This is a genomic window from Brevibacillus sp. 7WMA2, assembly GCF_010748895.1.
In the GTDB taxonomy this organism is placed as follows: Bacteria; Bacillota; Bacilli; order Brevibacillales; family Brevibacillaceae; genus Brevibacillus_B; species Brevibacillus_B halotolerans.
Genome location: NZ_CP048799.1, coordinates 3,416,356 through 3,428,841 on the forward strand (window position 1 = coordinate 3,416,356; position 12,486 = coordinate 3,428,841).

General features: G+C 43.7%; 9 protein-coding genes and 2 tRNA genes. All 11 read right to left on the minus strand.

All coding sequences use genetic code 11. From position 1 onward, the window contains the following. Positions 1-83: 83 nt before the first annotated feature. Positions 84-1,532, minus strand: coding sequence for an argininosuccinate lyase (gene argH / locus GOP56_RS14305; RefSeq protein WP_163245912.1), 1,449 nt, complete (start codon positions 1,530-1,532; stop codon positions 84-86). After that, positions 1,529-2,818 carry an argininosuccinate synthase gene (locus tag GOP56_RS14310; RefSeq protein ID WP_163246859.1) on the minus strand — a complete coding sequence of 430 codons (1,290 nt, stop codon included), beginning with the start codon at positions 2,816-2,818 and terminating at the stop codon, positions 1,529-1,531. The genes argH and GOP56_RS14310 overlap by 4 nt, the downstream gene beginning before the upstream one ends. An 86-nt stretch (positions 2,819-2,904) precedes the next feature. Continuing rightward, the gene (argF, locus tag GOP56_RS14315) at positions 2,905-3,876 is read right to left on the minus strand and encodes an ornithine carbamoyltransferase (RefSeq protein ID WP_022586199.1); all 972 of its coding nucleotides are present in this window, start codon (positions 3,874-3,876) and stop codon (positions 2,905-2,907) included. Further along, positions 3,821-7,060, minus strand: a complete 3,240-nt coding sequence (carB, locus tag GOP56_RS14320) for a carbamoyl-phosphate synthase (glutamine-hydrolyzing) large subunit (protein WP_163245913.1) — start codon at positions 7,058-7,060, stop codon at positions 3,821-3,823. The genes argF and carB overlap by 56 nt, the downstream gene beginning before the upstream one ends. Then, positions 7,053-8,159, minus strand: a complete 1,107-nt coding sequence (locus GOP56_RS14325; RefSeq protein WP_163245914.1) for a carbamoyl phosphate synthase small subunit — start codon at positions 8,157-8,159, stop codon at positions 7,053-7,055. Before GOP56_RS14325 ends, carB begins: the two co-directional genes overlap by 8 nt. Before the next feature lie 159 nt (positions 8,160-8,318). Then, complete coding sequence (locus GOP56_RS14330; RefSeq protein WP_163245915.1) at positions 8,319-9,506, minus strand: aspartate aminotransferase family protein; 1,188 nt, start codon at positions 9,504-9,506, stop codon at positions 8,319-8,321. Between the two features lie 22 nt (positions 9,507-9,528). Beyond that, positions 9,529-10,365 carry an acetylglutamate kinase gene (gene argB / locus GOP56_RS14335; RefSeq protein ID WP_163245916.1) on the minus strand — a complete coding sequence of 279 codons (837 nt, stop codon included), beginning with the start codon at positions 10,363-10,365 and terminating at the stop codon, positions 9,529-9,531. 68 nt (positions 10,366-10,433) lie between these two features. Next, positions 10,434-11,486 carry an N-acetyl-gamma-glutamyl-phosphate reductase gene (gene argC / locus GOP56_RS14340; protein WP_163245917.1) on the minus strand — a complete coding sequence of 351 codons (1,053 nt, stop codon included), beginning with the start codon at positions 11,484-11,486 and terminating at the stop codon, positions 10,434-10,436. Positions 11,487-11,608: 122 nt separating this feature from the next. After that, the gene (cccB, locus tag GOP56_RS14345; RefSeq protein ID WP_003334339.1) at positions 11,609-11,962 is read right to left on the minus strand and encodes a cytochrome c551; all 354 of its coding nucleotides are present in this window, start codon (positions 11,960-11,962) and stop codon (positions 11,609-11,611) included. Positions 11,963-12,287: 325 nt separating this feature from the next. After that, positions 12,288-12,374: transfer RNA gene (locus tag GOP56_RS14350), tRNA-Leu, on the minus strand. Between the two features lie 7 nt (positions 12,375-12,381). Then, positions 12,382-12,464 (minus strand) — tRNA-Leu (locus tag GOP56_RS14355). Between the last annotated feature and the right edge of the window lie 22 nt (positions 12,465-12,486).

Here is a 12,486-nt window from a genome sequence, read left to right on the forward strand (position 1 = left end):
TAACTAGAGCATTCACAGCAAAAAGGACCAGCTTTCGATTAGCTGATCCTACGAACGTTTGCAAGTTTGCCCTCTATTTTTATCTATACCACAGGCGACTTAATGTCTACCAGCGCCTCCACCATAACCTTCTGACTATGTGTTGCTACCCAAACCCTGTTTTCCTTACCTTTCTCCTGATAAAATTGAATCTGCTGTTCAACCTGTTGTTTAGCCGTTCCCCCTAACACATTCCGTGCATTCACTACCGTATCAATATCTAGCGCTTGGTAGACATCTCGGTCGATGAGTGGGGAAAACGCACGGAACTCCTCTAAGGAAAGGTCAAGCAAATATTTGTGCCGTTCAAGGCAATAGAGAACCGCATTTCCTACGATTTCATGCGCCTTCCTAAACGGAATTTGTTTTGTGACTAGATAATCTGCCAAGTCTGTTGCATTGGAGAAATCCTGGGTGACCGCTTTTCGCATCTGCTCTGTTTTAACCTGCATAGTAGAAATCATCGGCGTTAACAAAGCCAATGCTCCATGCAACGTCTCCACAGTATCGAACATGCCCTCTTTATCCTCTTGCATGTCTTTGTTATAGGCCAGCGGCAAGCCTTTTAGCACCGTTAGCATTCCGATTAAATTTCCATAAACACGACCTGTCTTACCACGCACAAGCTCTGCTACATCGGGATTCTTTTTCTGTGGCATGATGCTTGAACCAGTGCAAAATGCATCGTCTAATTCAATGAAGGAAAATTCCTGACTACTCCAGATCACTAGCTCTTCGCACAAGCGAGAGAGATGGGTCATTAATAAGGAAGCATGAGATAAAAACTCAACGATAAAATCTCGATCGCTCACCGCATCCATACTATTTTGATAGATCCCGTCAAATTGAAGCATAGAGGCAACAAACTGCCGATCTATTGGAAACGTAGTCCCAGCAAGTGCCCCCGCTCCCAAAGGCAAGATATTTACCCTTTTAAACGAATCCTGCATCCGTTCCAAATCACGTTGCAGCATAGATACATACGCCATTAAATGATAGCCAAAAAGCACTGGCTGGGCCCTTTGCAAATGCGTATACCCAGGCATAACCGTCTCCAAATGATTCTTGGCTTGCTCCAATAAAGCCTGTTGCAGGTACATGGTTAATTCGATAATTTCCATCAGTTTTTCACGCAGATATAAATGCATATCTAGCGCTACCTGATCATTTCTGCTTCTGCCTGTGTGAAGTTTACCGCCCAAAGGTCCTATTTCCTCAATTAATAGCTTCTCAATGTTCATATGAATATCTTCATGAGCGACTTCAAATTGAACCTGCTTGCTTTCAATTTTTTCTTTGACCTTTTTCAAACCAGCAATGATTTGACGCACCTCATCCATCGAAAGAATGCCACATTTTCCGAGCATTGCGACATGCGCCGAGCTACCCACAATATCCTGACGCCACAATCTTTGGTCAAACGAAATAGAGGCTGTATATTCATCTACGAGTTGATTGGTTGGTTTAGTAAAACGTCCTCCCCAAAGTTTCATGGCTTGATCGCTTCCTTTTCTGTTTTACTTGTAGAAGGAGAAGCCGCTGAACCAGAGTTGCTTTCAAGCTCGGCATGGTTTTCTTGTACAGAATTGTTATTCACCTGTGAATACACCTTTGTAGGCAAGCCCCACAATTTAATAAAGCCAAGTGCCGCCTTATGATCAAATTGATCGCCGGTATTATAGGTAGCCAGCTCATGGCTGTACAAGGACGCATCTGATTTACGTCCGACTACAATGGCCTGACCCTTATAAAGCTTAACACGAACAGTACCTGTTACATTTGCCTGAGTCTCTTCTAGAAATGCTTGCAGAGCAGAACGAATTGGGGAATACCAGAGACCCTCATAAATCACCTGAGCCATTTTTTGTTCCACGATTGGTTTAAATTGAGCGACTTCACGAGGCTGTGTCAAAAACTCTAGCTCCCGATGCGCTAGAATGAGTGTAGTAGCCGCCGGTGTCTCATATACCTCACGAGATTTAATACCTACCAAGCGATTTTCCACATGGTCAATCCGGCCAACTCCGTGTTTGCCTGCTATTTTATTTAGAGCTAGAATGAGTTCAGCAAGCGTCATTGCTTCCCCATTTAAAGCAGTCGGAACACCTTTGGTAAAGCTAATCTCTATCTCTTCCGCTTGATCTGGAGCATTTTCAATCGAGGCTGTTAACTCATAAGCTCCCTCAGGCGGTGCAGCCCACGGATCTTCGAGAACACCGCACTCGCAGCTTCTTCCCCAAAGATTCTGGTCGATTGAATATGGGTTATCCAGATTAATCGGGATTGGAATATTATTTTTCTTCGCGTACTCAATCTCTTCATCACGTGTCCAGCCCCACTCACGAACTGGCGCAACAATTTGAATATTTGGATTTAGGGCAGTAAAAGAAAGGTCAAAACGCACCTGATCGTTTCCTTTACCCGTGCATCCATGAGCAACAGCTACTGCCCCCTCCTGATTCGCAACCTCAATCAAAATTTTAGAAATCAAGTAGCGAGACAGAGCGGATACCAATGGATATTTTCCCTCATACATGGCATTGGCTTGTAGAGCTGGCAAAACATATTCACTCGCAAAAGCTTCCTTCGCGTCTATAACGATGGATTTATATGCACCCACTTGCATCGCTTTTTTCTGGATAAAATCTAAATCCTTTCCTTCCCCCACATCGAGGGCGACCGCGATTACATCGTAGTTATAGGTATCTTGCAACCATTTAATTGCTACAGAAGTATCTAAACCACCAGAATACGCTAATACAATTTTATCTTTTTTCATCATTGTCTCTCCATTTCGTAGTATTTTTTCTGGGTAATTATTCATATTGTACTATAAAATAACATTAATTCCATATAAGACGGAATTTACATTACAGATGCCAACAATGCTTTTTGTGCATGGAGACGATTCTCCGCTTCTTCAAACACCACAGAATGAGGTCCATCGATAATCTCTGCTGTCACCTCTTCACCACGGTGCACAGGGAGACAATGCATAAAGATATAATCTGAATCGGCTCTGGATACCAGTTTTTCATTTACCTGATAGGCGGTGAAATCTTTCAAACGTTGCTCATTCTCTTCTTCAAAGCCCATGCTGGTCCATACATCGGTATAAATCACGTCTGCTTGGTCAACAGCTTCATTTGCATCGTGAGTCATCATAAATTTTCCACCATATTGAGTAGCATATTCCACTGCCTTTGCAGCAATAGCATTTTGCATTTCATATCCTGGAGGTGTGGCAATACGTACATCTAATCCGAGAATCAAGGCACCTAGGGCAAGCGAATTTGCCACATTATTGCCGTCTCCGATGAAGGCTAGCTTAATTCCCTGCAATCTGCCCTTGTGTTCCTGTATTGTTAAAAGATCAGCCAAAGCCTGGCAAGGATGATACAAATCAGTTAGCCCATTAATAACCGGTACACTAGCATGCTTTGCTAGCTCTACGACATTTTCGTGAGCATGAGTTCGTATCATAATTCCATCTACATAACTAGATAAAATTTTCGCTGTATCTGAAATTGTTTCACCACGCCCTAGCTGTAGGTCTTTATCAGTCAGAAATAAACTGCTTCCCCCTAATTGATACATCCCTACTTCAAAAGAAACACGAGTACGCGTGGAGGATTTCGTGAAGATCATCGCTAATGTTTTTCCAGCTAATGGTTGGTAGACCGTGCCGCTTTTTTGCATCGATTTTATTTGACTAGCATAATGCAGTAGTTCGAGCATCTCCTCTCTACTCCACTCGTCAATTTGCAGTGTATTTTTTCCTCTATAAAGAGGGGGTTGAACGTCTGCATAGAGATCCAAGTTCTTCACAGGCTTCATTACTTTCGCTCTCCTTTTCTTGACAAATTTGTAAATAGGCCGCAAATGTCTCGACAACAGTGAACAACGTAATGCCATGCTGAACAGATAAGCTACGCAGTTGAAACCCTGTACGCTCTGCCTGATTTCCTTTTGTAGCGGTAATTAATGACGTTTGAATGAATCCCGCTTTAACCAACGATGTATAGTCAGGTAATCCTTTACATATTTGCGTAATTTCAATGCCGTGATTATTCAAAAACTGCGCCGTGCCTTCTGTTGCATAGATACGTACCCCCGATACTTTTCTTTCCCGAAGGTAGGGTAATACGCTTGCTTTGTCAGCATCGTTTAGTGAAAGAAATAAACCATCTCCACTAGCTAGCCGTTTATTCGCACCTTGTTTGTAGGCAAAAGCTTTACTGAATGCCTCTTTTACAGTTCGACCAAGTCCCAGAATCTCACCTGTAGATTTCATTTCAGGTCCTAATAAAGGGTCTACACCCACTAGCTTCGTGGAAGAAAACACAGGAGCCTTTACCACAAAAAAATGAATGTCTTCTGAAAGTCCTAGCTCATAGCCCATATCTGCTAAACGCTCTCCAAGAGAGACTCGCACAGCCAATTCCACCATTGGGATATTGGTCACCTTACTCGTAATTGGCACTGTACGAGAAGCACGCGGATTTACCTCTAACACATAAACATTTGAATCCTGTAAGACGAACTGGAGATTTATAATCCCGATTGCTTGCATTTCCTTAGCGATTTTCTTGGTATAGTGGACTATTAGCCGCTTCTGTTGTTCTGTGAGATGCTGGGCAGGAAACAAGGCAAGACTATCTCCTGAATGTATTCCCGCTTTCTCAACATGTTCAAAAATTCCGGGAATTAATACATCATAGCCATCCGTTATCGCATCAAGCTCGACTTCCATACCCGATATAAATTGATCGATCAGCAAAGGAAAACAACTGGTGTCAACCTGTTCATCAATCCAGCCTTGCATCGCTGCACGTAGCTCGCCCTCATCATGCACAACCGTCATTCCTTGGCCTCCAATAACGTAAGAGGGGCGCAGCAATACAGGATAGCCAATGCTAGCAGCAACATGAATCGCCTCTTCTGTGGAATAGACTCCCCTCCCTGGTATGTGGGGAATATTTAGCTTTTGGAGCAATTGATAAAACAGTTCTCGATCCTCGACCCGTTTCATTTGCTCTAAGGCTGTTCCCAAGACGGTCAGCCCCGCTTCTTGGATAGCACCTGCCAGGTTAATCGCAGTCTGACCACCGAATTGGACGAATACCCCAGCTACTCCTTCTTGCCTAGCTACATGCAGCACATCTTCAATATGCAAAGGCTCAAAATAAAGATGATCGGCCGTCTCGTAATCGGTACTCACTGTCTCTGGGTTATTGTTAATCACGATGGCTTTCAGCTTCTGTTTTTGCAAAGCCTTAGCTGCATGCACAGAACAATAATCAAATTCAATCCCCTGCCCAATACGGATGGGCCCCGAGCCTAGCACCAATATTTTTTTTGCTGATAAAGATACCACCTCATTCTTGCCTTGCCATGTGGAATAATAATAAGCTGTCTTTGCATCAAACTCTCCCGCACAAGTATCGACCATGTTATAGACCGGCATGAGACCCCACTTCTGACGCATTTTCCAAATTTCACTTACAGGAAGCTTCATCATCCAGGCAATCGTCTGATCCGTAATGCCAATTTCCTTACAAGCTCTCAATTCTTCCATACGTAATGTGTCTTTGCATGATGCTTTCAACCTTTTCTCCCACTGGATAATGGACTTAATATGACCTAAATAGAAAGGGTCAATTTCTGTGTTCATGTGAAGCTCTTGTATACTCATACCCCGACGTAACGCTTCTGCTACAGCAAATAAACGAAGGTCCGTGGCAATCTTTAATAGTTTCTCCAACTCCTCCAAAGATAGAGACGCAATATCCTTTCGGTAGAGATAATGACAGCCAATTTCTAAAGAACGGAGAGCCTTTAACAAAGCAGCCTCAAAAGTTCGAGCAATGGCCATTACCTCGCCTGTTGCTTTCATTTGTGTTCCTAGATTGCGGTCAGCTAATGGGAATTTATCAAAGGGCCAACGTGGAATTTTGACAACTACATAATCCAATGCTGGTTCAAAGCTAGCATAGGTATTACCGGTGATAGGGTTGAGCACCTCGTCCAAGTGATAGCCCAATGCTAATTTTGCAGCGATCCTTGCGATCGGATAGCCTGTCGCTTTGGAAGCTAAGGCTGAGGAACGACTAACCCTCGGATTTACTTCAATGAGGTAATAGCGATCTGAATGTGGGTCTAAGGCAAATTGAATATTACAACCACCCACTACACCTAACGCTCGAATCACTTTGGTAGAAACACTGCGTAGCATTTGATATTGACGATCTGTTAAGGTTTGAGAAGGCGCTACAACGATACTATCTCCCGTATGAACACCAACTGGGTCTATATTTTCCATGTTACAAACGATAATGCAGGTATCATTTGCATCTCGCATGACTTCATACTCAATTTCCTTCCAGCCCTTCACACTTCTTTCCACTAGCACCTGTTGTATTGGACTTGCTGCCAGTCCTTGTTCAGCGATTTTTTCAAGAGCCTGTTGATCAGAAGCAATTCCTCCCCCTGCTCCTCCAAGTGTATAAGCTGGACGAACAATCACGGGATAACCAATCTGATTCGCAAAATGTAGAGCTTCCTGTATAGTACTCACTGTTATGCTCTCAGGAACAGGTTCATGAATGTTATTCATCATTCGTTTAAATAACTCACGATCCTCACCGTTCTGAATAGCAGTCAAGGGAGTCCCTAATAAAGCTACTCCAAAGCGCTCTAATACGCCTGCCTCAGCTAATTCCACAGCCAAATTAAGTCCTGTCTGTCCGCCTAGTGTTGGTAGCAATCCATCCGGTCGTTCCTTTTTAATAATTTTTTTGATAGAAGTGACAGTTAATGGCTCCAGATACACCTTATCTGCAATCTGCTCATCGGTCATGATAGTAGCTGGATTGTTATTCACCAGCACAACTTCTACGCCTTCCTCCTTTAGTGAAAGACAAGCTTGTGCCCCCGAATAATCAAACTCCGCTGCCTGCCCAATCACAATCGGACCCGAACCGATTACCAGCACTTTATGAATGTGTTGTTGTTTAGGCATAATGCTTCGCTCCTATCGTTTGTACCGATTCCAAGAAGGTCGCAATAATATGTGAGGTATCATCTGGCCCCGGATGTGCTTCTGGATGGAATTGTACGCTCATAATGGGCAGATACATATGTCGTAGCCCTTCCACACTGCCATCATTTACATTTCGGTAGGTGACCATTAGGTTTTGCTTATCTAATCCCCCCTCCTTCACCACATAGCTATGATTCTGCGAAGTTATATATACTTTACCAGTGCTCAGCTCTTTTACAGGATGGTTGCTTCCGCGATGCCCAAAGGGAAGTCGTTCTGTCTGTCCCCCAAACATCAACGACAATACTTGATGCCCCAAACAAATCCCTAATGTCGGAAATGCTTCGGCTAATTTACGCCATTGTCGACAATATTTTCGTAATTGTTCAGGGTTACCAGGCCCATTGGAGAAGACGATACCATCTGGCTGTAGAGCCCTAATTTCCTCCATACGCGTCTGATAAGGCACAACCGTTACCTTGCAGCCAAGCTTTAACAGGGCTTGCAAAATAGAGTGCTTCATACCCAAATCAATGACTACAATATGCTCCCCTTCTCCTCGATAGGTGATGGAGCGAGTTCTGGAAACATGCTCTACAAAAATGCGCTCCTCCTGACGAAGCTTATGCAAAGCAATCTCCTCTGCTGTCATCGGCTGATCAGCTAGAACACCGTAAAGCAGACCACCCTGCCGAACCTTTTGTGTAATCGACCGTGTGTCTACTCCAGCTAAAATAGGGAAGCCGAACTGCTTTGCAGCCGTATCTAAAGATATCCGGGAACGAAAATGGCTAGGGTTTTGACAAAGCTGACTAACAACCATACCAGAAATAGCAGGCTGAGTTGATTCATAGTCGATTTCATTAACACCATAATTCCCAATCAACGGATAGGTGAAGGTGACGATCTGACCATAAAAGGAAGAATCGCTCATCACCTCCTGATACCCAGTCATTCCTGTATGAAAAACCACCTCTCCGTATGAGGTAAGTGGTGCTCCATATAGCTTACCTGCAAATACTTCTCCGCTCTCTAACGTAAGAAACCCTGTATTGTTGCCGTGTAAGTACTTATCCAACGCAACCAGCTCCTATCGACAAAAAGTTCCCAACACTCTGCTTTATGAATATATATTCGTTATTTTTGTATAATCATACATTTACTCCAAAAAAAATGCAACGATTTTTCTGAATAAAATCAAAAATCGTTGCATGATTATTTCTGATATCTGGCTATCTTACTTCTCTCCTGACTGCAAAATCTCTTTTAGCACTAGCACTAATTGGTCGATCTCTGACTTTTGAATGATGAGTGCCGGCAATAATCGGATAACATTTGGACCTGCCTGTAGCAATAATACGCCTTTTTGCCGAGCCGCTTTTAGATACCCACTTACCTCGCCAGTCATTTCTAAACCAACCATCAACCCGAGCCCGCGTACCCCTTTTATTTGATGGGGATATTGCTTGGCTATGTCTTTTAACGCATCAAGCAGGTATTCGCTCATAGCTTTTACATGCGATAATACGTTCTGTTGCTCCATTTCCAAAAGTGTTGCCATTCCCGCTGTTGTAGCTAATTGATTCCCTCCAAAGGTGGTCCCATGTGAGCCTGGAGAAAAGGCCACGGCTACCGCCTCCGTCGCAAGCATTGCTCCTATCGGAAAGCCACTGCCTAATCCTTTAGCCAGCGTTATCACATCGGGTACGATTCCATAGTGCTGATAACTAAACCATTCACCCGTTCGACCAATACCTGTCTGCACTTCATCAATCATCAATAAAATATCATTTGATTTGCACCACGCATATAATTCGGTCACGAACTCCATTGAGGCTGGATGAACACCGCCTTCTCCTTGTACAAGCTCTAGCAATACGGCGCATGTTTGGTTTGTCGTCACGTTCTTCACAGCTTCTATATCTCCGTATGGCACAGTGATAAATCCGGCCAGCAAAGGATTAAAGCCCTCTTTTACCTTTTGCTGACCTGTAGCTGTTAACGTAGCTAGGGTTCTGCCATGGAACGACTGCTCAAACGTAATCATTTCGAAACGATCCTCATTCTTCGTTTTTTGGGCATAACGCCGTGCTAGTTTAATCGCCGCTTCATTCGCTTCCGCCCCGCTGTTGCAAAAGAACACTTGATCTAAACCAGACAATTCAGTCAGTTTTTTTCCTAATTCCTCTTGCAGCGGATGTTGCGTTACATTGGAGCTATGCCATAAGGTATCTAACTGCTGATGCAGTTTTGCTGATACGGCAGGAGGACAATGCCCAAGCGATGTCACACCGATACCAGATGTGCAGTCTAAATACGCTTTTCCTGTATGATCCCAGACCGTGGTACCGCTCCCTTTGACAATCGTAACATCCCAACGTGCATAAGTATTCATCACATGCATTTTTTCTGTATAAACAGTCATGAGCGATCTCTCTCCTTTTTCTCTAATCAATTTCTGTTGCAACGAAGGCCTGTGAGTCCTTTCCACGAGGCATCCCGGCCGAAATGGAAGTACCTACAGCTCTTCCTTTTACCAAACCATCAAGCGTTTCTGCCGCTCCCTTACAAATAACAACCTCCTGAACTCCCTGGGCCAGTGCGTCTAAAGCGGCTTGAACCTTCGGAATCATTCCCCCCGTAATCATTTGGTTCTGAATCATCATTTGGATGTCTCCAATCGTGACGCTTGGCAGCAGTTGTTTTTCCCCTAGCTCATTCTCCTCCCAAATTCCCGGCACATCTGTTAGCATCAGCATTTGTTTCGCGCCTAGGGCAGATGCAATCGCCCCTGCCGCTGTATCTGCGTTGCAGTTAAATCGTGTGTTACCATCCTCTGATACGGCAATAGGTGACACGACTGGAATATAGCCATTCGCAAGCAACAATTGAAGAGGTGCTGGATTCACTGCTGTAATCTTTCCTACCAGTCCTAAGCCATCCATTTTCTCTACTGCTTGCAATAAGGAACCATCTACTCCGCTTAATCCCCATGCTTTTCCCCCTGCATGCAATAGCTTTCGAACGATCAATTTATTCATTGGACCGCTTAATACCATTTCCACGGCTTGCATGGTAGCCTCATCCGTTACTCGCAATCCGTTAGAAAAGATTGGCTCGATCTGCAATTGATCTAGCATTTGATTTATCGCCGGTCCGCCTCCATGTACAATTACAATAGATTTTCCTTCTGCTTGCAGGGAAGCAAGCTTGTTGTAGAAAGATTCAGGCAATTGCTCCAGCATGCTTCCACCGCATTTGATTACCATAACCTCATGTAGCATTTTACAAGTCTCCTATTCATAAGTAGTTGACCTAGAATACCTCGCTTCGCGTAAAAGCGTCACATACACTACGGATAAAGAGCATGTTTCGGTAACCCCAGCGTCTCTTCAAATCCAAACAACAAATTCATATTTTGGATTGCCTGACCCGCCGCACCTTTAACCATGTTATCAATAACGGATAAAATGATAATCCGACCCGTTCTTTCATCAAAATGAAGAGCGATATCACAGTAATTTGTTCCAAGCACCTCTTTTGTGCGTGGATAGGACCCAAATGGCCTTACACGGACAAAGGGAGCTTTCTGATATGCATGTTCATACAGCTTTTGTAAGCCTTCAACGGTAAAGCCTACATCCTTACTTTTATCTATTTGAATATAGCTAGTGGTCAAAATTCCTCTGGTCATCGGCACCAGATGAGGGGTGAACTGAATAGCTATCTCTTTCTTCGTCATTTGTAAAATTCCCTGCTCGATCTCTGGTGTATGCTGATGCTGCCCTACTTTATAAGCGTGAAAGCTATCATTTAATTCGCTGTAATGAACACCAAGCGACGCTCCACGACCAGCACCCGAGACTCCTGATTTAGCATCAACAATGATACTGTCAGGCTTGATCCACTCTGTTTGAAGCAGCGGTAACAGGGAAAGCAGGGTAGCAGTTGGATAGCAGCCTGGATTAGCCACCACCGAAGCTTCTCTTACTTTAGATTTGTTCCATTCAGGCAAGCCATAGACAGCCTGCTGCAATACTTCCTTCGCTGCTGGTAACTTCTTATACCATTCCTGATAAGCCTCAGGAGATCGGAGCCTAAGGTCACCAGATAAATCGATAATCTTCACTCCCCCCTTTATTAAAGCAGGCGTTATTTCAGCACTCACCCCAGCCGGAGTTGCTAAGAACACGACATCATTCTCCTGCGCAATTTTCTCTGGCTGAATGCCCTGTAGCATGGGTAAATCTGCACTCTGCAAATGAGGGAAGAATTCAGCCAATGATCTGCCTTCTGCCGAGCTAGAATAAAGACTTTGTATGTATATCTCAGGATGCTGCAATAAGATACGAATGAGTTCAATACCGCTGTATCCAGTGGCTCCAATAATCCCAATACGTTTCATCGCTCTCACTCCTAATTTTTATGCATAAATATACATTTATAATAATAAAAATTCTAATTGATTACAAATATTATTTTGGCTAAAAAGGATGAGATCCAAGGACCTCACCCTATTCGTTCGTTCTATTTCTTTTCTGCTAGCCAAGTTGCAATTGTTTCTGCATCTTCGCCTTTAGACATGTTGGCTGGCATGCTGCCTTTTCCATTTTTAATGATCTCTAATATTTCATCTTTATTGTATTTGCTACCTATTGTTTCTAGGGAAGGACCGGTTGCTCCCTTCAAGTCCACACCATGACAGCCAACACAACTGCTTTGTTTGAATTTTTCTTCTCCCGCTGATGCAGTCGCTGTATCTCCACTTGCCTTCTCTGCCGCCGGCTTCTCTTCCGGTGCAGGTTGTGATTGTTGTCCACCACAGGCTGTTAATCCCACAGCAAGCGCTCCTACCATCAATACAGTTGCTAAACGTTTCATTTTTTGAATGCCTCCCTTTCCTCTGCAACTAAAAATAGGTACAAACGAGCAGTAGACTATATAGCCATTACCGTTTGTACCTGTGCTACTTTACTTCACTTGCTTCTCTGTTTTTACCATTAGCTAAGCTACATCCAAATTGGTGTAATTTGCTAAATGTAGTATATCATAGTAGTATGCGTTTTCTCAGCTTCTATATCAGTGTTCATAAGATTGTAAAACATTTTAGAAAAGAGCAATAAATCAAAACTATCACACTTAAAAAACTACGCAAAAAACGAAAAAGCACTTTTGCAATTATGCAAAAGTGCTCACTGTTCTTATATGGTGCCGAAGACCGGACTTGAACCGGTACGGGATTACTCCCGACAGATTTTAAGTCTGTTGCGTCTGCCTATTCCGCCACTCCGGCAGATAAATGGTGCGGGTGGAGGGACTTGAACCCCCACGGTCGCCCGCCAGAACCTAAATCTGGTGCGTCTGCCAATTCCGCCACACCCGCATCGTGTTGACTTCTATAGTCT